25 protein-coding genes, 3 pseudogenes and 1 CRISPR repeat array are annotated in these 21,937 nt (G+C 52.0%); of the genes and pseudogenes, 22 read left to right on the top strand and 6 right to left on the bottom strand.

Going from position 1 to position 21,937, the window contains the following annotated elements; genetic code table 11:
• The 3 genes from AQ981_RS26530 to AQ981_RS24415 all read right to left on the bottom strand — a co-directional run.
• Positions 1–162: Rpn family recombination-promoting nuclease/putative transposase (locus AQ981_RS26530; protein ID WP_161969190.1), on the bottom strand; the 162-nt coding region annotated here is incomplete at its 3' end.
• 473 nt (positions 163–635) lie between these two features.
• Complete coding sequence (locus AQ981_RS28290) at positions 636–938, bottom strand: hypothetical protein (RefSeq protein ID WP_071609011.1); 303 nt, start codon at positions 936–938, stop codon at positions 636–638.
• Positions 935–1,561: a ParA family plasmid-partitioning AAA ATPase gene (locus AQ981_RS24415; protein ID WP_000587691.1), complete on the bottom strand. Its 627-nt coding sequence runs from the start codon at positions 1,559–1,561 to the stop codon at positions 935–937. The genes AQ981_RS28290 and AQ981_RS24415 overlap by 4 nt, the downstream gene beginning before the upstream one ends.
• Before the next feature lie 309 nt (positions 1,562–1,870).
• Between AQ981_RS24415 and AQ981_RS24420 the strand changes: the two genes are divergently transcribed.
• From AQ981_RS24420 to AQ981_RS24455, 8 genes are all read left to right on the top strand, one after another.
• Positions 1,871–2,218 carry a hypothetical protein gene (locus AQ981_RS24420; protein WP_058914364.1) on the top strand — a complete coding sequence of 116 codons (348 nt, stop codon included), beginning with the start codon at positions 1,871–1,873 and terminating at the stop codon, positions 2,216–2,218.
• A 376-nt stretch (positions 2,219–2,594) separates the two neighbouring features.
• On the top strand, positions 2,595–3,275 hold the full coding sequence (locus tag AQ981_RS24425) for a DNA methylase (protein WP_058914365.1): 681 nt from the start codon (positions 2,595–2,597) through the stop codon (positions 3,273–3,275).
• A complete protein-coding gene (locus AQ981_RS24430) occupies positions 3,275–3,496 on the top strand; it encodes a hypothetical protein (protein ID WP_058914366.1) in 222 nt (73 codons plus the stop codon). Before AQ981_RS24425 ends, AQ981_RS24430 begins: the two co-directional genes overlap by 1 nt.
• Before the next feature lie 9 nt (positions 3,497–3,505).
• Complete coding sequence (locus AQ981_RS24435) at positions 3,506–3,925, top strand: DUF1380 family protein (RefSeq protein ID WP_058914367.1); 420 nt, start codon at positions 3,506–3,508, stop codon at positions 3,923–3,925.
• 53 nt (positions 3,926–3,978) lie between these two features.
• Entirely contained in the window at positions 3,979–4,746 is a 768-nt protein-coding gene (locus tag AQ981_RS24440; RefSeq protein WP_058914368.1) for a hypothetical protein, read from the top strand.
• Between the two features lie 431 nt (positions 4,747–5,177).
• Positions 5,178–5,606: an antirestriction protein gene (locus AQ981_RS24445; RefSeq protein ID WP_058914369.1), complete on the top strand. Its 429-nt coding sequence runs from the start codon at positions 5,178–5,180 to the stop codon at positions 5,604–5,606.
• Positions 5,607–5,710: 104 nt separating this feature from the next.
• Positions 5,711–5,902 (top strand): hypothetical protein, encoded by a 192-nt coding sequence (locus tag AQ981_RS24450; protein ID WP_058914370.1) that lies wholly within the window; start codon positions 5,711–5,713, stop codon positions 5,900–5,902.
• A 207-nt stretch (positions 5,903–6,109) separates the two neighbouring features.
• Positions 6,110–6,373 (top strand): DNA polymerase III subunit theta, encoded by a 264-nt coding sequence (locus tag AQ981_RS24455; RefSeq protein WP_058914371.1) that lies wholly within the window; start codon positions 6,110–6,112, stop codon positions 6,371–6,373.
• 118 nt (positions 6,374–6,491) lie between these two features.
• Here AQ981_RS24455 and AQ981_RS28295 read toward each other — a convergent pair.
• Positions 6,492–6,704, bottom strand: a pseudogene (locus AQ981_RS28295) (hypothetical protein); the annotation flags it as partial.
• A gap of 448 nt (positions 6,705–7,152) precedes the next feature.
• Between AQ981_RS28295 and AQ981_RS24465 the strand changes: the two are divergent.
• The 11 genes and pseudogenes from AQ981_RS24465 (at position 7,153) to AQ981_RS26575 (ending at position 15,033) form a co-directional block, all read left to right on the top strand.
• Entirely contained in the window at positions 7,153–7,383 is a 231-nt protein-coding gene (locus tag AQ981_RS24465; RefSeq protein WP_058914373.1) for a CCDC81 family HU domain 1-containing protein, read from the top strand.
• A 51-nt stretch (positions 7,384–7,434) separates the two neighbouring features.
• The gene (locus tag AQ981_RS24470; protein ID WP_082683271.1) at positions 7,435–8,820 is read left to right on the top strand and encodes a DUF3560 domain-containing protein; all 1,386 of its coding nucleotides are present in this window, start codon (positions 7,435–7,437) and stop codon (positions 8,818–8,820) included.
• A gap of 45 nt (positions 8,821–8,865) precedes the next feature.
• Positions 8,866–9,429, top strand: coding sequence for a class I SAM-dependent methyltransferase (locus AQ981_RS24475; protein ID WP_058914374.1), 564 nt, complete (start codon positions 8,866–8,868; stop codon positions 9,427–9,429).
• Between the two features lie 798 nt (positions 9,430–10,227).
• Positions 10,228–10,785 carry a single-stranded DNA-binding protein gene (gene ssb, locus AQ981_RS24480; protein ID WP_058914375.1) on the top strand — a complete coding sequence of 186 codons (558 nt, stop codon included), beginning with the start codon at positions 10,228–10,230 and terminating at the stop codon, positions 10,783–10,785.
• Positions 10,786–10,837: 52 nt separating this feature from the next.
• Entirely contained in the window at positions 10,838–11,080 is a 243-nt protein-coding gene (locus AQ981_RS24485; protein WP_058914385.1) for a DUF905 domain-containing protein, read from the top strand.
• A 67-nt stretch (positions 11,081–11,147) separates the two neighbouring features.
• Positions 11,148–13,142: a ParB/RepB/Spo0J family partition protein gene (locus AQ981_RS24490; RefSeq protein ID WP_058914376.1), complete on the top strand. Its 1,995-nt coding sequence runs from the start codon at positions 11,148–11,150 to the stop codon at positions 13,140–13,142.
• Positions 13,143–13,181: 39 nt separating this feature from the next.
• Positions 13,182–13,616 (top strand): conjugation system SOS inhibitor PsiB, encoded by a 435-nt coding sequence (gene psiB, locus AQ981_RS24495; protein ID WP_121500734.1) that lies wholly within the window; start codon positions 13,182–13,184, stop codon positions 13,614–13,616.
• Positions 13,613–14,341 (top strand): plasmid SOS inhibition protein A, encoded by a 729-nt coding sequence (locus AQ981_RS24500; RefSeq protein ID WP_058914378.1) that lies wholly within the window; start codon positions 13,613–13,615, stop codon positions 14,339–14,341. The genes psiB and AQ981_RS24500 overlap by 4 nt, the downstream gene beginning before the upstream one ends.
• Entirely contained in the window at positions 14,338–14,661 is a 324-nt protein-coding gene (locus AQ981_RS24505; RefSeq protein WP_058914379.1) for a hypothetical protein, read from the top strand. The genes AQ981_RS24500 and AQ981_RS24505 overlap by 4 nt, the downstream gene beginning before the upstream one ends.
• 152 nt (positions 14,662–14,813) lie before the next feature.
• Positions 14,814–14,966: pseudogene (locus tag AQ981_RS28300) on the top strand (DUF5431 family protein); the annotation flags it as partial.
• A complete protein-coding gene (locus AQ981_RS26575) occupies positions 14,911–15,033 on the top strand; it encodes a Hok/Gef family protein (RefSeq protein WP_085842394.1) in 123 nt (40 codons plus the stop codon). The pseudogene AQ981_RS28300 and the gene AQ981_RS26575, both read left to right, overlap by 56 nt.
• Positions 15,034–15,459: 426 nt before the next feature.
• Here AQ981_RS26575 and AQ981_RS28605 read toward each other — a convergent pair.
• A pseudogene (locus AQ981_RS28605) lies at positions 15,460–15,605 on the bottom strand (hypothetical protein); the annotation flags it as partial.
• A gap of 232 nt (positions 15,606–15,837) precedes the next feature.
• On the opposite strand from AQ981_RS28605, the gene AQ981_RS24515 reads away from it, so the two are divergent.
• Both AQ981_RS24515 and AQ981_RS28610 read left to right on the top strand, forming a co-directional pair.
• Positions 15,838–16,599 carry an antirestriction protein gene (locus AQ981_RS24515; protein ID WP_058914380.1) on the top strand — a complete coding sequence of 254 codons (762 nt, stop codon included), beginning with the start codon at positions 15,838–15,840 and terminating at the stop codon, positions 16,597–16,599.
• Between the two features lie 73 nt (positions 16,600–16,672).
• Positions 16,673–16,945: a DUF5983 family protein gene (locus tag AQ981_RS28610; protein WP_058914381.1), complete on the top strand. Its 273-nt coding sequence runs from the start codon at positions 16,673–16,675 to the stop codon at positions 16,943–16,945.
• A gap of 25 nt (positions 16,946–16,970) precedes the next feature.
• Here the strand turns inward: AQ981_RS28610 and AQ981_RS24525 are convergent, their stop codons facing one another.
• Complete coding sequence (locus AQ981_RS24525; RefSeq protein WP_058914382.1) at positions 16,971–17,441, bottom strand: transglycosylase SLT domain-containing protein; 471 nt, start codon at positions 17,439–17,441, stop codon at positions 16,971–16,973.
• A 451-nt stretch (positions 17,442–17,892) separates the two neighbouring features.
• On the opposite strand from AQ981_RS24525, the gene AQ981_RS24530 reads away from it, so the two are divergent.
• Positions 17,893–18,288: a relaxosome protein TraM gene (locus AQ981_RS24530; protein ID WP_249226385.1), complete on the top strand. Its 396-nt coding sequence runs from the start codon at positions 17,893–17,895 to the stop codon at positions 18,286–18,288.
• A 1,478-nt stretch (positions 18,289–19,766) separates the two neighbouring features.
• Positions 19,767–21,685: a CRISPR direct-repeat array (repeat unit 28 nt; unit sequence GTCTTCTCCACGTACGTGGAGGTGTTTC).
• Positions 21,686–21,937 lie beyond the last annotated feature (252 nt).

The following is a 21,937-nucleotide window of genomic DNA, read 5'->3' on the forward strand; positions in this document are numbered from 1 at the left end:
AACAAACGAACCGGATTCCAGCTTCAGCGTCGTGAGGTCACAGATGGCACGCAGTTCCGCCGGGAGGTGCAGCTCCATAAAATCCCGGGCTATCTCCGGCTGCGTCAGGAACTGCCTGAATGTCGCATCGTGGGGCGTGGGCGTAGTATTTTTCTTTTTCATCAATCCAGGCTCTGAAAAATGGCTCTGTTATAGTATCACAGGCAAAAAATGCTAACATTGGCGCAGAAGGCAATTGCGATTCCTTATTCCCTGGTAGTCGCATCTGCAATAACTGTTCAAAATGACTATCAGCCATTTTTATTATCCATCAGCTATATTTATTCCTAATCGTTTAGCAAGCTCCTCGCCTGACAAGAAAACTCTTATCCATTTACCTGATACAAAAAAACAGTTGTCGCTGGCGATCCTTCTATATGTGATGCATCTTCTGTGTGTGAAATCAACTCGCGCTGGACAATATGCGTGCGATCTTTACTATCCTTTAGCGCGATTAGCCCCTCGACAGAACAAGGGGTAACACTATTAATATTTGTGTTGTTTTCGGTTCTGTTCAGCATAGATCTACCTAAAATATGTTGAAGATAACAAGATAACAAGATAACAAGATAACAAGATAACAAGATAACAAGATGTTATCTTTGTTTTGCTTCTGCTATTAATCGTGATATCTCTGTTTTTGATAGTGTTTTTAGTGCTTCTACCGCAGCCCTGACGACATCAGAACGATTCACTCTACCTTTACCTGAAACCATCTCTGCCGTTATAAGGTCATCAATGTCTTTAAGATTTTCTTCAAAAAAGGAAATACTCACTGGTTTGGCTTTGCTTACAACTGATGATTTATCTGATGGCCTTTTGGTATTATCAATACCAGCCGTACCACCGTTAATAAACGCTGTCTCATCACGAGGCGGATTATTTGCTCTATTTCTCACAGGATAACCTCTTTAACTAACGCTTCGATTTCTTGTTGTGCTTTATCATTTTGCGTTTCAAAAATTGTCATTGATTCGGCCCAGGCATCTCGATGTGCTTTACGATCACATACTCGGGAGTTCGCCAGATGCATTTCAGGGTAATCCTTGAGGACTTCAGCTGCCTGATTGGCTTCATTAACAAACATGTTTGTGGGAGTCATGTTTAAAACGAGATATCCCCGAACATCCTCATTAAAATCTTTTGCTGCTGTAAAAACGGAGCATGTATGAGGTACAACATCCAGGTCCATCTGAGAAGGACGCAAAGGAGAAATGAATACATCTGCGGCCATCAATCCACTACGCATTTCTGCACTATCACGGCCAGCACAGTCTGCAATGACAAAATCATAGGATTTTTCGTGTTCCTTTAACATTGCTTTGATGTTGCCTGTTGCGCCTGTAACCGGTATATGGGGGAGATCTTCAGGGCGGTTGTTGTACCAGGTTAATACTGATTTCTGGTCATCTGCGTCGACAATAATTACGCGATTGCCTAATGACATCAGATATGCGGCTATTGATACCGCAAGTGTACTTTTACCAACACCACCTTTTTGACTACCTAATACAATTATCATTATAGCCTCATGTTAAGTTGTTAAGATAACAACTTAATATTGACATCCGAACATGAATTACGCAATTATTTTATTATGATAATAACTTAATAAGTTATTAACTGTATGATTTATATTTAAATTAAGATAACAAGATAACAAGATAACAAGATAACAAGATAATAAGATAATAAAATTGTGCGGTGAATTAGAGATTCATAACCGGGCTACTGGCAAGTAGCCCGGATGTGATCGGCCCGGAGTGGATTATCAACAACGTGGCGCATTTTGGCGGCTGACCGGAGGCGGGCGGGAAACCGCCCGAATAACATGGAAACACAGCTGAATACCTGGCTTGTGGGATTAAGTGTCGACGTCGATGGCACTGAAATGATGGTGTATTACCTGATTAGCGCGAGTGACCTGGTGCAGGCTGAAGCGGGTGTTCTGGAAATGGGGCGCACCTGGTGGCCATCGCTGCAACGCGAGGATGGCCGGCATCGCTGGGAGTATCCCGAAGGCGTGGTCTGGTTTAACAGCATTATTCTGCTCGATGACGTGAAAAACAGTATCCTGCGCGGGCTGAAGTTCCTCGATGCGTGGACAGTGACCGGCTCAACGGATATGCCGCTACTGCACGATGAGTGGGGGAACGACTGGCGGGATATCACCCGCTGACGGAAGACCGGGCAGGCCGACTGCCCGGTACTTCAGGCCGGAATAATGATGTCGCGCTGCTCCGCATCCATGCCGCGCGTGACGCGGGGATATCCACTGCCCGGAGCCAGTGTGCCGCGCCCGGACGGACACAGGACGGGCGGCGTTTCCGCTCCTGTCCGGCGTCGCTGTGATTTTACGCCATCCACTCGCACTTTAAGGAGCGCCCTTCAAGCCGCTTTCGCGGCATATCCTTGCCGTCGAAAAAACTGACGGCTGCGGTATTCCACGGTCAGCTTGACCCGTTACCGGTCGCGGCGTACAGGCTCCGGGCAGCAGGGAACGGACGTCGTACCGACGTCCTCCTGGGTGCCCCCTGTAACCACGAGGTATCACTATGTCCCGTTTTATCCTGGGTAACTGCGTCGATATTATGTCCGGCTTTCCGGATCGCGCCGTTGATTTCATCCTCACCGATCCCCCGTATCTGGTCGGGTTCCGTGACCGTTCCGGTCGCAGTATTGCCGGTGACAAAACCGATGAATGGCTACAACCCGCCTGCAATGAGATGTACCGAGTTCTCAAAAAAGACGCGCTGATGATCAGTTTCTACGGCTGGAACCGCGTCGATCGTTTTATGGCCGCGTGGAAAAGTGCCGGATTCAGTGTCGTCGGGCATCTGGTTTTCACCAAAACCTACTCATCCAAATCGGCCTATGTCGGCTACCGCCATGAATGCGCTTATATCCTGGCGAAAGGCCGTCCGGCGCTGCCGCAAAACCCGTTACCTGACGTGCTGGGCTGGAGATACAGCGGCAACCGCCACCACCCGACAGAAAAACCTGTAACCAGTCTGCAACCGTTGATAGAGAGCTTCACACACCCGAACGCCATTGTTCTCGATCCGTTTGCCGGTTCCGGCTCCATCTGCGTAGCGGCGGTTCAATCAGGGCGCCGTTATATCGGGATTGAGCTGATGGAGCAGTACCACACAGCCGGGATAACCCGCCTGTCAGCCGTACAGCGAGCCATGCTGCGCCCGGCCGCCAACGACGTCTTTTATCCGGAGGCCGCGTAATGAACTATGCCGGACACGAAAAACTCCGCGCAGAAGTAGCGGAACTGGCCAACAGCATGAGTGACCTGCGGGACGCGCTGAACGACATGGAGCTCCGCTATCGCTTTGATTCCGGTGTGCTGACCGAACGCCTGACTCGCCAGACACTTTTTCGCACCAACGCCCTGTTTATGGCGGCGTACAACGAAATTCTTGAGCTGGATGCCTGCTTTAAGGACTAAGGAGAAAACATGTACGGAACCTGTGAAACCCTCTGCCGGTTGTTGAGTGAGCAGTATCCCGCAGAAACCCCGCTGAACCTGTTTGTCTGGTCCCCGGCGGATATCGAAGCGTTGGCAGACGGAATGGAATGTGCCGTTTCTGAACAGGACATAAAGGACGTTCTGGCGCGTCTGGACGCCATACCGGAAGAAGAACGGCTTGAGTCGGGCGTATCTGCCAGTGCGGTGATGACGCTGATAGACGAGGTGAAAGCAGCCGCGACGGAAGTGAGGGTGCCGGCTGATCTGCTCGAAACCCTGCTGATTACCGCCGAACAGGCATTATGGCACAGGGAATGGGCCGCCCGGGATGGCAATCACCCGGTGCCGGAAAGCGTGAGGCGCCGCCTGGCTGATACAGCGAAAGTGCGCGCCTTAATGAAAAGCTGACAGCAGATCGCCCCGCCACGCTGCGGGGCGATATAACCCGAACTGAGACGATAATGATGAAAAATAAAACCCTTAACGCTCTTATTCTGCGTCACGGCGACCGGATGCTGCGCCAGGCTGGCTGGCCCGACTCAATTGATATGGCGCCCGTCGCGCCTGAAACCGTACCCGGCTGGCTCGCCGCCTGCGGCTCTCTCAGGGGTGCGGAAATCCTGGCGCTGACAGAACAGCTTTGCCAGCCGCTGACATATGGCAGGGCTGCGTTATTGCTTGCCAGTGCGCGGCGACTGGCGGGAACCCCGGCGCGTCTGCATTTGTTCCCCGCGCAGGAATATCTGCACCCGGAGCGGCTGTCTGAATGCCAGAAAATCCATTTGCCCTACGCGCAGGAGTGGCTGATGGCGGCGGAATGTGACGACCTGCTGGCCTTTCTGAAAGCCTCCCTCGCTCAGATAGCGGAAATCGTCCGTCAGGATGCAAAATGTATCGTTGCCGCGCTGGTTCCGTCCGACCCCCCGCGACTGATGGACAGGCGCTTCGGTGACTGGCGGTTGCTGGCCGAGGAATATGACCACGACAACTGGCTGGACGAAGCTGAGACCGACAGACTGGATCAGGTCCTCGATGCCATTCTGGTTCGCGGTGCGCGATTCTGCCCGGTCCTGCTCTCCCTGGTAAACGAGCGTGAGGAAAATATTGAGGGCGCAGACGTTATTACAGACCTTCTGCGTTTTCCGGGTGAACCGGCCCGCCGCTGGCTGGATCGCCGTGTATTACGGGACGTGGTGAAAGAGGCCCGGGCCGTCAGAACGCCGGTGTGACAGGCCGGAGCTGTGGGGGAGGGGAAACTCTCCCTTGTCTGCCTGACGGGGCTGAAGGTCTGGTGCAATAAGGATGTCCCCGTGCCGGCTCCGCATTTACCCGGCCCGGCTTCCGGGCCTTTTGGGTAAAAACCATACTCTGTTATCGCCGTGTCGTGTGCGGGCGGTGCCGTGCCTCCATCTTAGCCGGGCTGTCGCGAATGCAAGGGTAAAGTGAACGCGACGGTCACCCGGTCCTTCCTTCCCGTCTGCCGGGATTTTCCGGTCGTTCGACCGCTCAGGATTCACGGCCTCACCCTCCAACTCCCGTCTGCCGTGTGCGTCAGGCTGCGGCTTCCCTTGCGCCCCTGCATTCCCGACTGACCGCCCGTCTGTTATGGAGGCACGGCACCGCCCGGTGTCGCAGCCCATGTGATTACGGAGGTTTTACCATGCAGTATGTGAAAACGCGCCCTGTCCTGAATGTTGAAGAATCCGACCGCCTGTCCTTCATGCCGTACATGTTCGGTACTGATTTTCTGCTCGCAGAATTACAGGTGTTAGCGCTGGCGAAAAAATGGATGCCCGAATATGAAGGCGGATTCTGGCATTACATCCGCTTACCGGAGGGGGGCGGCTACATGATGCCGGATTGTGGCCGTGTCCATCTGGTCAGCACGGAAAGCTGGTTTGACCGCATTGTGAGCGCCGACGCGGCGGGCATTATTCTGACATCGCTGGCTGTTAATCGCCGTCTGGCGGCCCACCATGACAGCGGTAACCCGGCCCTGACTCACCTTTACATGCTGCGTGATGCCCAGCTCTGGAATCACATCACCCTTCACCCGGGATGCAACGCCATTTACGCCGCGCTGGACTGATTAACCACCGGGGCGGCCATGCCGCCCCGCAGGGAGACGAAAAAATGAATTCATCAAAACTGAATGATTCGCGGCGGTGAAACCCGCCAGATAAGGAGAAATGTGTGAAACTTGCACCAAAAAGCCGCGATATTTTGCGCCAGTATAAAGCCCTGATTAATGCCCGCCGCCGTGATGCCGGGCAGCGGGAACTGACCACCGCGCAGGTGATGGATGAAATCTGCGAATACATGATCTGTCAGTGTGCCGTCTATATCGGCGGTCACTTCATCCTACAGGGCGGAAAAGGCCAGTAGCAGCATGGCAGGTGTCCGGGCTGAGGGCGCCTGTCAGCCCGCGCGCAAAACCCGGGCAGGCTGCGCCTGCCGGAGAGAGACGTCGCCGCGCCTCTGGCGCTGCGATCTCTCCTCTCCTGACCCCCCTCTCTGCATTATCCGTCGCTGAAGTCTGTGAACAGGCGTATTATCAGGTATATCTTCCTGTAAAACAGACCGGGGGTGTATATGTCGAAGTGGAATATCGCGTCTATGTCAAAAGACGAGCAGGATAAAGTAGCGGTCAATAAAGCGGCCGCCGCTGTTGCCTGGCAGGAACGGATGAACAAGCCCGTGGTGCCAGAGCTGGCTGAACGAGAGCAGCCTGAACATCTGCGCGAATTTTTCCGTGAACGCCTCAGCGTGCATCGTCTGAACAGTCAGCAACTGCCGCGCGCTAATGCGCCTGAATACCAGAAGCCAGAAAGTAGCGAGGGCGAGGGTAAATCCTGAAATTTCCGGTTAAATTCCCGGTTGAGTGAAACAGTTTTTGCTCCTGCTCCTGCTACTACTGTTTTCGATTCTTACTGAGATTTTTGTCTTAAAGCTGTTCTTCCTTCACCCGGCGTCCGGGCGGGCTGTCGTGAACGGAGACAGCCTCGCTGTCTCCGCCCTGTCGGGCTTCCATCCCATGACGCAACACCTGGCTTGCAGCATCCGTTCCGGATGCGCCGCCCTGTTACGCGCCGTGACCTGCGCTTTTCGCACCCCGGCAAACTGACGCCGGGCTGTAAGGCGCAACGCCGTTTCGCGCCCGCGCGTTCCGTCGTTGCGGCGGGTTCCGGCTCTTTCCTTTCCTGGTTTTTTCACCCCTTTGAGTCCTTTCGCCGGGGCTTACAGAGCCACAACCTGTCGCATTAGCTGTCCAGGGTGTAATGAACAGCCCACAAAACTTTTTGCATGGGCCGCAAAAACTTTTGCGTTCTGCCCCGGACAGATGCGTCAGGCCGTGGCGTCTTTGCCTTTGCGGCGAACGGCTCTCAAACGGGTGAAGTTTATACCAGAGGGAATATCGCAGCAGGTTCCCGCAAACGTCAAAACCGCGGCCCCGGCAACTCAACGGGTGATGTTCTTTAAAAATCAGGAAAAAACAAGGCTGTGACTGGAGGCAGAAGACACATGCGACGAACCGCAGAAATGAAAAAAGCAGGGTAAACCCTGCTTAATCCACGCCGCAGAAATCGCTCGAACGGTTTTTGCGGCTTCATTAACTACCACAAGGAGTTAACTATATGACAGAAACTATTGTTTCACCTTCCGCAGAGGCTGTAAAGCCCCGTCAGCATCAGCGCATACAGCGGGATGATATCGCGGCGTCAGAGATTGAAATTCCTCTGAAAGCGTTCGGACGGCATATTGCACGGCGTGTTAGTAAGGGGCGCAGCGTTCATATCCCCGCAATGAAAAACGCGGCTTTCGGGCAGGTGCTCCGCACCCTTGAACTGAAACGCGCATTTAACTGATGAGGTGAGCCGCTCCGCGAGGGGCGGCAACCGCAGGAAGGAGAGAAAACCATGAATCAGGCTACCGCGCTGGCACTCAGTGCTGAAACACTCTCGCATACCGGAGCTGAAGAGAATACTTCCCATGTGTACCGGGCGACTTACTCCCCGGATGATAACAAATTACGGCTGTATGCAACGCTGCGTCTCGATGAAGAAACGTATAAAAAGATCCACGCTGTTGGTTTTCGCTGGGCACCCAAACAAAAACTATTTGTCGCGCCAGCCTGGACGCCGGGCCGGGAGGATATGTTGCTTTCCCTGGCCGGAGATATTGAGGATGAAGACAGTACGCTCTTTGAGCGGCAGGAACAACGCGCGGAACGTTTTAACGATTACAGCGACAAACGCGCCGGAGAATCTGAGCAGGCGCTCGCGCATGTCGATGCGCTGGCATCCGCGATCCCCTTTGGCCAGCCGATTCTTGTAGGTCACCACAGTGAGCGCCGTGCGCGTCGTTATGCACAGAAAATTGAAAACGGTATGAAACGCGCCGTGATGCTCTTTGAACGTGCCGAATACTGGGAGGCGCGCGCGCAGGCTTCCCTGCATCACGCAAAAAATAAAGAGCGCCCGGATGTTCGCTACCGCCGAATTAAAAAAATTGAGGCGGAATTGCGTAAGGCTGAGAAAAATATAGCCAGGTCGCAAAAATACCTGACAATGTGGCGCGCGGAGACCCTTGATCTGAAAATGGCGCGTTTAATCAGCAATTATGACCATGTATACGCCTGTTTCACGCTGGATAAATTTCCCCGCCCTCCGGAAAAAAGCCAGTATGAAGGCCAGATGTCCCTGCATTCGGCCCTTGCAGAGGAGATTATCACCTTTGAACAAGCTCGTGATATTGCTGTTCGCTGCCATGAGCGCGCGATCCGTTATCAGGAGCGCTGGGTAAGTCATTACCGCAACCGCCTCAGCTATGAGCGGGCCATGCTCGATGAGTCGGGTAGCGTGGTCGCCCGTACAGATGAATTTCAGCCCGGCGGTCAGGTGAAAAGCCGGGGTGAGTGGCTGACCATCATCCGCATCAATAAAAGTAACGGGCAGGTCAGCTCGGTGGAGACGCCCTGTTATCGTTTTCTGGGCTATGGCGGAACCATGAAACTGACGCCCGATCGCATTACGGACTACAAAGCGCCGTCAGCGGAAGAAGCCAGCGCCGCGAAACAGGCTGCGAAGCGACCGCCGATCGTGAACTATCCCGGGGAGGGTTTCCGGGAAATGACAAAGGCCGAATGGGCAAAAACACCGCCAGATTATAAAGGCGTTCGGGGAGTTGCCGGAAATGATGAACACGGTGCTTATCGTTTCCGTCGGGTGATGAGCAACGGATACACCCTCGTAAATGTTTATATCTCAGACATGAAAACTGTCGAAATTCCAAAAAAATCATGAACAGCGTCCCCGGCGTTATGCCGGGGAAATCAGAGAGGTGTCGCTATGCGCAGTGAACTCAGGGAGCGCATTCAGTCTATGCAGTCCAGGCTGGATGGCCGTGCGCCCGTTGCCGAAATCCGGGCCAGTTCTCAGCTTTTTGTCACACCCGATCCGGTCTGCCGTCAGCTGGTTGACCTGGCGGATCTGACGGATTCGGACCACATCCTGGAGCCGGAAGCGGGAACGGGGGCCATTTTACGGGCTATCATGGATGCTGTCCCGCTGGCACGGTGTGATGCCGTGGAGCTCAATGCAGATTTATCCCGTCACCTGCGGAGCGCTTTTCCTGGCATCAATATCTGGAACGGGGATTTTCTGGACTACTCGCCGGAAAATCGGTACAGCAAAATTTTGATGAATCCGCCGTTTCATCATGCGCAGGATATCAGGCACATACAGAAAGCGATAACCCTTCTTAAGCCCGGTGGTGTTGTGGTGGCGGTCTGTCTGAACGGACCGCGCCAGCAAAAAATACTTAAGCCGATTTCTGATTTCTGGAAGACGTTGCCCCGTGGGGTATTCAGTTATACAGATGTTTCTACCATCCTTCTGAAAATTCAGGCCTGAAATAGGGAGGTGTGCCAGCCGGGAAGTGTGCCCCGGTCTGGCCGCGCAGTGAACGGCCGCGCGCCTGCGGCGCAGAAAAAACGGGCCGCGCTGACGCGACGCCCGTTTTCTCTCTCCGCGTTGTACCTGGTGTATTCTTCCCTGTCATCTTCTCACTCGTCATCCTGTAGCGTCTGTTCCGGATACCAGGTGAATCAAAAACAGGTAAAACCACTCTGGCCCCTTCGGCTCCCGGCCGCTGCGCGTCCGGTCGTCGAGCCCCACTCCGCCAGGCAGTTGCTGCGCACCCGCCAGTCTCCGCCGAACCCGCAAGCGGTTTCGGGCCATTCGGCTAGGGTCTGATGGCAAAGGTCAACGGCACGCTTACAGCGACCGTTCCGGTCGCGCCGCTTTCACCGTGCCGACAATATATCTGCCGGCCCTCTGAGGGGCAACGCCGTTTCGCGCCCGCGCTTTCCGTCGTTGCAGCGGGTTTCTGCTCATTCCTTGTCTGGTTTTTTCACCCCTTTGAGTCCTTTCGCCGGGGCTTACAGAGCCACAACCTGACGCATCTGTCCAGGGTGTAATGAACAGCCCACAAAACTTTTTGCATGGGCCGCAAAAACTTTTGCGTTCTGCCCCGGACAGATGCGTCAGGCCGTGGCGTCTTTGCCCTCGCGGCGAACGGCTCTCAAACGGGTGAAGGTAACAACCAGCGGAGCAGAGCAGCAGGTCCCCGCAAAACGTCAAAACCGCGGCCCCGGCAACTCAACGGGTGAGGGCTTTTAAAGGCAAAACAACAGCGTAAGGAGATTCATCATGGCATCACGTGGCGTAAACAAAGTCATTCTGGTCGGACATCTGGGGCAGGACCCGGAGGTGCGTTACATGCCCAACGGCGGCGCAGTGGCAAACCTGACGCTGGCCACGTCCGAAACGTGGCGTGACAAGCAGAACGGGGAACTGCGCGAAAACACCGAATGGCACCGTGTTGTCATGTTCGGCAAGCTCGCGGAAGTGGCGGGCGAATACCTGCGTAAAGGCGCGCAGGTCTACATCGAGGGCCAGTTACGCACCCGTAGCTGGCAGGACGATACCGGCGCCACGCGCTACGTCACCGAGGTACTGGTCGGGCAGAACGGCACCATGCAGATGCTCGGTGGTCGTCGTGGTTCCGGTGAGCCTGAGAGCGCTGCGCCGCAGCAGCCCGCGCAGCCGCAGAATCCTGCCGCCCCGGCACAACCTGCTGACGCTCCGGCTAAATCCCCGAAAGCGAAGGGCGGCAGAAAAGGCCGTCAGACTACTGCGCCGTCTCAGCAAGCGCCTCAGCCGTTACCGGACGATTATCTGCCGATGGATGATGATGCCCCGTTTTGACCAGCATGATGAAAACGCCCCGCGGCCTGCGGGGCAGGAAAAGGAGAGATACATGACCAGCAACGTTATGCCGCCCCTTCAGTCACTGCCAGATGGCACATTCACCCGCGAACAGGCTGAAGCGGTCTCCGCGCAGTATCAGAATGTCGCGATTGAAGACGATCAGGGTACGCACTTTCGCCTGGTGGTACGTCGCGACGGCGAAATGATCTGGCGTGTCTGGAATTTTGAGCCGGGTGGTGAGTACCTGATGAACCGTTATATCCGGGGCTACGGCATCCGTAAACAGCAGTAAAAAGGTGCCCTGCCGGAGCGGTAACTCCGCAGGGCCGGACAATCATCAATATCGCGAGGTATTAACTATGTCAGTAACCGAGTCTAAAGCAAAAACCGCCAGAAAAGCCAGCCCGAAAAAACCGACCCGGGCGGAGCGCGAAGCGCTGAAATCCGCGCTGGACGCCGCACCAGTTGAGTATGTGCCACTGTCCAGCCTGGCAAAATCACCACTGAATGTGCGCATTATTCCTTATCCCCCGGCCAGCGTAGCCAGCATGGCTGCATCCATCAAAGCTGTGGGGCTGCTGCAGAATCTGGTTGTACACGACATGCCGGATGGAAAATCTGGTGTTGCTGCAGGTGGACGTCGCCGCGAAGGTCTGAATCTGCTGGTCAGTGAAAAGGAAATTGACAGCGAATATCTGGTACCCGTCAGGCGCATCAGCGATGACATGGCGCGGCTGGTTTCTTACATCGAGAACGATGAACACCTGTCCATGCACCCGGCAGAGCAAATCTACGCGTTTCGCGATCTCTCTGAGCAGGGAATGGCTCCGGCAGATATTGGCGTTCAACTGGGATACAGCAGCCGGCACGTCCAGCGTATGCTGAAACTCGCGGGGCTGGCGCCGGAACTGCTGGCCCGGCTGGCAAAAGATGAAATCACGATTGAGCATTGCCAGGCGCTGGCCCTGGAAAGCGACCCGACCCGACAGTTGCAGGTCTATGAAAATGTTAAATCAGCGTATGGCCATACTGCCCCTCATCTGCTGAAAAGCGCGGTAACGGACCGGGAAATTTCGGTGAAAAGTCCGGCTTTTGAGTATCTCGGGCGTGAGGCCTATGAAGCCGCTGGCGGTGTTGTGCGCGAAGACCTGTTCAGTGCGGAAAATGGGGAGGGCACTGCGAATAAGGCACTGATTGAGACATTAATGCAGAAAAAACTCACGGTTCTGGCAGCCGATATTCAGCAAAGTGAGGGCTGGGCATGGTCGCAGGTACGGAGCGATCCCATTCGCTCCTGGGGTGATGACGCCAGAACTTTCCAGCTGACCCCGGCCCCGGAGGCAAATTACACCGCTGATGAGCAGTTGCGCCTCGATGAGCTCCATGCCACACAGGAAGCCGCTGTAACTCATGATGATGAGTACGCTATTCAGGACCTGATCGACGAAATAGAGACCGCTGCGGTGAACCGTGGATGGACGACAGAACTGAAAGCTGAAAGCGGTGTTGTCGTCAGTTTCTGGGGTGGAGAGGTTTATATCCAGCGTGGCGTTCGCCAGATAGCCCCGGAGCAGAACGATGATGATCATACTGGTGGGGAGAATCGAAACGCGCTCATCAGCAAAAAAATCCAGAAACCCGTGGACAGCATCAGCGAACCGCTACTGAAAAAAATGTCTTCGGAGCGCACCCTCGCAGTGCAGGCGGCCCTGGTTCAGCAGCCTGAAAAAGCCGTGGCGTTAATGGTCTGGCGGCTGTGTTCGTGCGTGTTTGACTACTGCGTGACAACAAACCACCCCTTCGACTTAAAGATGACAGAGCATCACTCATCACTCGTCAGTGATGCCCCGGACGGAAAAACGGGAAAGGCCTGGCAGACACTGATGCAGGAAAAAGCACGCCTGCAGGCACTGTTGCCGGAAGGCTGGAAGAAGGATTTCACCACGTTTTTTACGCTCAGCGGGGAAAACCTGATGTCACTGATGACGTTTTGCACCGCCAGTTCAGTGTACGGCGTTCAGACCCGGACGATGGGGCATACGACCCGAAGTCCCCTGGATGATGTCGAAAACGCGATCGGCTTCGATATGAGGGACTGGTGGACACCGACTGCAGCGAATTTCTTCGGATTGCTCAGCAGGAATCAGATTGTGGAAGCGCTGAATGAAGCGGGTCTGACCGGGGCCGCATCAGATGCAGGGAAGATGAAGAAGGGGGAGGCGGCCGAACATGCTGAGAGCGTGATGGCGCATGGTCGCTGGATTCCTGCATGGATGAAAGCACCCGAGCCAGATAGTGCAGCGCCTGAAAGCAAATCTGACATCGATACCGACACTCCGGCTCACGCCGCCTGACAGGGACACGCCGCCCTGAGGGGCGGCGATAAGGAGACCATTATGCAAAACGTTATTACTCCCGAAGTACTGAAAACCATGATCCCCCGGGAATTCGAAGACTGGCGCGAGGCGGGTGAAGATTTTCGACGCGAACTGACACATGCCGTCATGCGGGATCTGACCTGCCCTGATGACTGGGACATGAACGGCGAATACCGGAGTGAGTTCGGTGGTTTTTTTCCGGTACAGGTCCGCTTCACGCCGTCTCACGGAAACTTTCAGATCGCCGTATGCAGCCCCGGCGATATCTCTCCGGTCTGGATGGTGGTGTTTGTCCCTGCCAGCGGTCGTCCGTTCTCGGTTATCAGCACCCTGTCTGACTGGGCGCCGGAGGTGATTTCTCACACACTCAGTCTGACCGCACTGCTCGATGCCGATGGCTACAGTCAGGCCAGTATTATCAGCGTGCTGGCAATGGAGGGCGCACAGTGAACACATCAACAACGTCTCTCGTGACCCTGAACCCAGCCCGACAGGCGGCGCTGCAGGCGGTCCTGTCGGTGGCGGAATCCCGCCGTCTCGGTGCGCGTCTGCCCGCCATGCCACACGTGCGCACCTTCCTGCGCCTGCTGACCGGGAACAGCCGCATGAACACAACCGTGGCGCAGCGCATTCCCGGCCTCAACTGGGACCCAAAGTATCGCCTGAGCAGCCTCAAACAGGTGGAGGAGGCGCTCGATGAACTGATTGCCAGCCACGGGGAGTGCTGCCCGCTGCCGCTGCCGGTGGATGTTCAGGCTGAACTGTTCCCGGAGGTGTTGCACACCCGGACAGAGCGCCGGTTGCAGCGCAGAAATATCGCGTTCACCCGCAGAATGCGCGGGGAAGAACGGACGCTGGCGCATCACTGGCGGCTGCGGCAGAACCTGCTGGGGCAGGCCGTTACGGAGCTGAACTTCCAGTCGCCGGAGACGGTCAGCAGCTGGTACCGCCGGTGGGCCGAAGAGTTTGACGCGCGCGAGCTGGAGCCTGCTTTCTGGCACTGGCGGTCGCGGTTTACCTCGCTGGCCTCCCTGGACTGGCTGCGTGACGCTGGTGAGCCGCCGTACGGGGTTATCCATGAAATTGGCTTCATTGTGCGTGACACCCCGGAGGCTGTGCGTCAGGCAGAGCGCTGGCAGGTTCCGAACAAGCTGACGGACCGGAGGCAGAGATGAAATGGCGTTACTCCCTGCGCTGGAAATTACCATCACCGTGTCCTGGTCCGCATGAACTGGCATCCGAAGTGGTGGAGGCCGGACAGCCTGCGCCCGAATCCATTATGTCGCGCTGGGTGGCGGGCGCGGGATATGCGGTGTGTGTGGATTTTCCCGACGAGAGGCAGATTAAGCGCTGGAGCGATGAGCGCAAAGCCGCTGCGCGTCGTCGGAATCTTGAGCGTCGTGTCAACAGGATGGCGCCCTTGTTTGCTGAGGAACTGATTGAGCGGGAGCTTGATAGCAGACCAGAGTATTTTAACGGGAAATCAGTACGCTGAAGGCAGGATACCTGGTCAGTCTGACAGGGGTAAGGTATATTGGCGGTGGCGCTTGAGGCTTTTTGCCTCATGATGTTTGAGTGGTGTGGATGTTGTGCGGCAGAAAGCAGAAAGCCCCGAAGTTAATTCTTATTAACCACGAGGCCCACTGAATGTCTAGTCAACACCAGTATGGCCTCTTACCGTGCAATTTGCAAGGAGGAGTAAACCATGAAACTACCGCGAAACGCCCTGGTCTGGTGCGTATTAATCGTGTGTTTAACGCTCTTAATATTCACATGCCTGACCCGGAACCGCTTATGCGAAGTCCGGCTAAAGGACGGGAACAGGGAGGTCGCGGCAAGCCTGGCTTACGAATCCAACGGTAAGTAGCAACCTGGAGGCGGGGGAAACCCCGCCTTTTCAGGGCTGCGTTGGTCTGACCTGCCTGAAGCGCCTTTATGAAGGGGTTGCCGGTTCACCGGTAGCCCCTTTTTCCTTGCTGACAGTCCGCCAAAAAACCGCCTGCGGCGCGTGGCATGGCTGCGCTGTCCTATGTCTGGTATCCTTTTTCCAGTCTGACACTGTCTGTCCAGATGATATCTTCTCCTGCTGCGTTCTCTCTTCTGCTGTTTCTTCCTGACAGGCCAGACTCGGGGCCACCTTCGGCTCCCGACCGCTGCGCGTCCGGTCGTCGAGCCACACTCCGCTAACCGCGACAGGACGCGGTAAGCTCCGCCGAACCCGCCAGGCGGCTTCGGGCCTGCCGGCTAGTGTCTGATGTCTGACGTCAGGGGCGCGCTTGCTGCATCCCTGGCAGGATGCGCTGCCTCTGTCGCGCCGTGGCCTGCGCTCCCTGCATCCCGGCGAAAGGCAACGGTCGCCGGGCTGTAAGGGGCAACGCCGTTTCGCGCCCGCGCGTTCCGTCGTTGCTGCGGGCTCCTGCTCATTCCCTGCCTGACCATTTCATCCGTTTGAGTTCTTTCGCCGGGGCTGAGACAGGCACAACCCGCCAGGCTGTCCAGGGCCGGCGCTGCCTTTCGCAATAAATTTTTCCCGGCCATTCCGCTGCGCTTCATTAGACCGAAAAAAATTTCCCGCTCACCCCGGACATCTGCATCAGGTTGTGCTCGTTTACGCCCATGCCGCAAAGAACTCAACGAAAGATGTAACATCATCAAAAAGGGAGATATGAGAATGAACAGCCAGGACATCAAAACCGCCGCTGCAGAATCTAACGAAAGTTGTGATAAAAATTCGGATATAACGACCAGCCAGTTTATCGACCTGGTTTGTTATATCCTGGCTAACGCTGAAAAACAGCAACAGCCTGAATTATTCACACCTCCAGTCGGTGCTGATGAGCTGCGTATTACCAGTGATCAGAACGATACGGCAATATCCGTATGGCTTGCAGACAGCTGGCCGGTGGCAGTGGAGGATCATGATGCAGAATGCCATTATGTCCTGACGGGTGTGCCGGTATTTGCTCATCAAGAATTAAGGAAGATCGTTCCGGAAAGCAACAGACTATCATTCATCCCGACATTTTTTGTCAGCCCTCAGGGGGAATGTATGGTGGCTGACTGGATGCGGCGCCACACCAATTATGATGGGGGTTGCTGGGAATATTACATTATCCCAGGCGGAAGTACGGGAAAGACTGGACCACACACGGAAGTATTTCTGAACTCAACAGGGTATATCGCGCCGATCAGTGAAAGTAAATATCAGATGATAATACCTGGAAACTATTTTGACCACGAAATCAGTGCTGATGCTGCCGGAATTATTGCTACACTGATGGTGCTGAACTGGTTGTCATGCGAGGTTGCAGAAAAGGGAGAGTCGTATGCTCATATATGTAAGAAGCTCACAGAGCGCCAGGATGCGCTGAAAGACTATGTCAGCATTATAAATCACCCGGAGGCCAGTCTTATTTATCGTGCAATTGATTAATTAGCATGGACGCCATCGATAACCCGGTGGCGTTAAATAAGGAAAGAATTATGCAGCAGCAGATTGTTCTTGTATGCAGTACAGCCATAGGGAATATGAGGATAATTTTCAGCCAAAAAATATTTCTTTGCGTGACTTATTGTCGCCGTGGGTTTATGACACCAGACATGGATATATCAATGATTTGGGAGGTTTCAGTTACCCGCTACTTACGATGAAAAGAGCAGCATTATCGAAGTCGCTACGAATATTCTTTTATCACATGCAGCGTATATATCAGGTAAAGTACATCCATTTCGACTGCGATGCTGATATTATAGATGATGAAACTGTTTTTGACTGGTAATGCAAGGCCCTCTGTGAGGATCTCTTCACTTTCCCTTATTGTTGTTTTTTTTACTTTCCTTCAGTGCAACATATGTAGCATGAATTCTTCTGGCGTAGTTTTCACGCCGCAAATGCTGTTCAGGTGTTTTTTTAAATCCTGCGTTGTATGCTCCAACCGCCTGCCAGGTTACCCCCAATCTGTGAAATGACTGCGCCAGAATATAGGCCCCGGTATATATATTCATACATGCATCGTGCATGAGATGATACTCTGTAACCCCGATAGAAGATAAATTACGAAAATGCTGTGAGTTAATTTGCATTAGTCCGACATCAATACTGTTATCCGGACTCTGTCCAACCGCATTTTGCCTGAATCCCGATTCATTCCAGGCTATGGCGCGAAGTAAATCAGGGTCTATTTTATAATCCCTTCCTGCCATATCGTAGCAGTCATCAGATGCTGCCGGGAATGATGTGATGCTGGCCACTAAAATAATTATCCATTTTAACATCAGGTACCTCCATGAACGTAATCAGGCTGAAATATTGTCCCATTTTTTCGGATTTCAGTGAAGCTAAAATTTTGCCAAGTCCTGAAAGAACGCTGACCTAAAAAATAGGCTTCTCCGATCTAAAGTTCTCACACCCTACGCAAAAATTCTTTTTGCTGATTTTTCTTTTTAATTTAACATGTTAACTTTATAACCTTTTGTGCTGTTTGATTTTTTTATAAAGCTAAGCCCACAATCAGCCCACCTCTGTGGGCGCAGCGTGGGTTTTTAAAGAAAAATCATATTGATAGTAAAATGTAACGGAAATGATGGGCTGATTGTGGGCTATTTATCATTATGATATATAATGGCTTTTATTTTGGTGTGGGCTAGTTGTGGGCTCTGCTATTTTACAAATATTTTAACTGGCGCCCACAAAGGTGGGCTGAATACTGAATTTTTTTGAGGGGTAATGATGCCACGTCAGCATATTTATATGACACAGAATACACTGGATGGAATCAGAAGACTGGTTGACGAGAGAAGAGCGGAAGGAGCATCTGCCGCAGAAGTCAATATTTCGAGTGTATCTACAGAATTACTGGAGATTGGATTGCGAGTGAAAGCCCAGATGAAACTACGTGGTTGTGAAAATGAGGTGTTTCTGGAAGAATTTTACAGGAAAGAACTTTTTGAGGAGGTGATAAAGAGTCGCATGATCTTACAGGATTTGATTAAAATGTTTTTCTCTATAGATGAGGTAAAAAATGATAGTCGCTATGATTATAAAACGTTGATTAATTGTTTGCGAAATGATGTGACTGGGCGACTTGATGAAATTTTTTCTACATCTTCAAATGATGTCTGAAAGGTGGATTATATTTATTGAAGTTTGTCGTTTATTTTTTAATATGTCTACTGTATCGCTTTTGTTTTCATTTTGATTAATGTTTAATTATTTTAATTTGCTGATTTTATTACGAACTGCTTTGTGGATTTTAAATTGAAAACTAATTTTTACAGAGTTATTATATTAACTGTATATAAATTTATCTGGAATTAATTGACAAATATCAATTAATTTCAAAGATATCTGTCAACTGAATGCCTAGCTAATGTATAGAAAAAATTTTACTCTGCTTTTAGGTTTTTTGTATCATTGCTATAATTAAAAATGCCTCCTGTCGATATACTAACATTACCTTTATTTCGCCATCATTAAATTCTGCTAACACTATATTGATATCATAATCTGAGCAAGGGTATGCGCCATTGATATCACCGAGGAAATGCCCTCTGTTCAGGTCAGCTTTATATGTTTTACTGTTCAATTATCATTCACGAAAAGTCTGCTGCAGATGTTTCAGAGTAACTCTATGCGGAAGTTCACCGGTATTTATATTTTTTCCAATAAGCCTGGTGCTTTTAACTTTCAAGTTTGTCACGTTAACTGATACACTGATGGAGTTTGTAATGTTAAATTGACCCATAGGTTCACTTTTCAATGCAGAGTGAGTAGTTTAATAACAAAGCTATATATCAAGTATGATATATATAGATTCTAATTTAACTAAATTGCATGAATAAAAATAGAATGGTTATTTGATAAAATCAAATCTTCGAGGTGGGTGATAAAAATAACTTGATGCTTTTATTGAGGTTATGCTCTGGATTTTATCGAGTTTTTATATCAGTAATGAATGCTGATATAATTTGAGAGATAAAATTCCATCGAGTTAATATGAACTGAAGCATCATCAGTCGTTACGAAGGTATGTAAATGACATCTGGAGAAAGATTAATAAAAGCTTTCTCATCGTTGGCTCTCAATATTTTACCTGATTTAGTTTCAGATTAGTGATAAAAAATAAACCGAGCGATCGAAATAGTCAGTTTATATGTCAAAATCGATGAAGGTTATCCGGATATTAGTAAGCAGTCATAGCTTGCCATAAGAAGGAAAGTTTAAAATTAATTCTTGATTAGCTATAAATATACATTAGCATTGAGCTACTTATACATGGTGAACAGCATTGAAAATGGCGATGTATGCGTTGTAATAGAACAGACTCTGTGTTATCTCCGCGTTATCCGGCCAGGTGCGACGATGAAGGGCGTCTTGATAGCAGTATAAATCGACTACAGCGGCTGAATACAGAAAAGTGGTTATCTGCTCCTGCGAATTTGCATTTTCTGGGATGAAATGATCGCTGAATAGTTGAAGGTACCAGTTTTTGTGTTACGGATGGTTACATTATTGCCTATAGGCGTACGATGGTCGTTCAGGCGAATAACTAAAAATCCAATATATGGGTTTCATGATGAGATTTTTTACAATATATTGGAGTCTTCTCCACGTACGTGGAGGTGTTTCTTATTGGCGGCAAATTAAATAGCGGATTAATTTGTCTTCTCCACGTACGTGGAGGTGTTTCCTCGAAAAGCTGAAAAAGGCAGCGCTTGAACAGGTCTTCTCCACGTACGTGGAGGTGTTTCTTTCTGCGCGAAGCTCCTCTTTAGCGTAACCTTGTCTTCTCCACGTACGTGGAGGTGTTTCTAATAATGACTTAAGAAAAATTGATGCAACTGCGTCTTCTCCACGTACGTGGAGGTGTTTCTGCATGATACGGGGGAAACCACATTCAAGCGATGTCTTCTCCACGTACGTGGAGGTGTTTCTTAGCGGGTTTTGCTTCTCAAGGCACCAGATCAGTCTTCTCCACGTACGTGGAGGTGTTTCTTAGATCCCCTCATTAAAGCCGAAATACCGGAAGTCTTCTCCACGTACGTGGAGGTGTTTCCGGGCAGATACCGCCAGACGAGAAATGCACAAGGTCTTCTCCACGTACGTGGAGGTGTTTCTTGGTGTATCCTTGGCGTATGTGCCTGCAGGACGTCTTCTCCACGTACGTGGAGGTGTTTCCGATGTTATTGACCTGCGACGGCTGGAGCAGGAGTCTTCTCCACGTACGTGGAGGTGTTTCTACGTTGGTGAGTCATGGACGGAGTGCGCTAAAGTCTTCTCCACGTACGTGGAGGTGTTTCCCTGAGCACTGCCACCGTTGCGAACAATGACGGGTCTTCTCCACGTACGTGGAGGTGTTTCCGCGCTCAGCCATCTCCTGATAGCTTTGCACCAGTCTTCTCCACGTACGTGGAGGTGTTTCCATGACAGCACGACAGCAGCAGGTTGCTGCGCTGTCTTCTCCACGTACGTGGAGGTGTTTCCTGCATTTACTGGGAGAGGTCAGAGATGGTGCGGTCTTCTCCACGTACGTGGAGGTGTTTCTTTGAGCAGCAGGGAGTGCTGGAGCATGAGCAGGTCTTCTCCACGTACGTGGAGGTGTTTCCCTCCACCATTTCGCGCACGCTCATTTTGCTGGGTCTTCTCCACGTACGTGGAGGTGTTTCACATCAGTCTATTTCGTGAGCGATGCGGTTTAAGTCTTCTCCACGTACGTGGAGGTGTTTCTTAGCTATCCTTTAAGATTCCGTTAACCCTGCCGTCTTCTCCACGTACGTGGAGGTGTTTCTGGTTGCCGATGCGGTAAGTGCCATTGAGTTGCGTCTTCTCCACGTACGTGGAGGTGTTTCCCGATCTAAGCGCGCCAGCCTCACCCCCCTATAGTCTTCTCCACGTACGTGGAGGTGTTTCTGATAGACAAACGATTAGCGCAGCGTGAAGAAGGTCTTCTCCACGTACGTGGAGGTGTTTCCTACTGGCGCTAACTGTGGGGCAGCATAGAGATGTCTTCTCCACGTACGTGGAGGTGTTTCCGCAGAGCAAATCCGCGCCATTGCGACACGTCAGTCTTCTCCACGTACGTGGAGGTGTTTCTGCTGTTAGTGGTGGTAGTGCTCGTGATCAGGTGTCTTCTCCACGTACGTGGAGGTGTTTCCCACCGTGGCAGGGAACGGTCAGTTAGATGTTGGTCTTCTCCACGTACGTGGAGGTGTTTCTGCTCTCGCTTGGAATAGCGGAAAGGTGAAAATGTCTTCTCCACGTACGTGGAGGTGTTTCTATTCATTGCTGAGCTCCTTTCTTCACGTGGTTGTCTTCTCCACGTACGTGGAGGTGTTTCTAAAAGAAGCTCGTTTTGAGTATTTACCGTTACGTCTTCTCCACGTACGTGGAGGTGTTTCTTCATTACGGCAAGCAATACATCCATAATCTACGTCTTCTCCACGTACGTGGAGGTGTTTCCTGCCACGTCCAAAACGCATACCCTCCAAACCGGTCTTCTCCACGTACGTGGAGGTGTTTCGCCAGCCGCATCTGGTTCATTGTCGGGCGTATCGGGTTTATTGATGCCGGCAGCGGGAGAATAAATAACGAGCAGACAGAAAACCACACGGTGGCCGAGTTCATACCTGGGGAGCATCCGTTCATGGCCACGGGGATGGCGCTGAACAGGGATGACATAATTGCAGCTGGAGAAATTGCTTTAAAAACAAAAAATATCACCTTCAGAGTAAGCGTCATCTCAGTACCGTCTGGCTCAGAAACCACGATCCTG

Origin of the sequence: Entomohabitans teleogrylli (genome assembly GCF_001484765.1) — a bacterium.
Taxonomy (GTDB): domain Bacteria; phylum Pseudomonadota; class Gammaproteobacteria; order Enterobacterales; family Enterobacteriaceae; genus Entomohabitans; species Entomohabitans teleogrylli.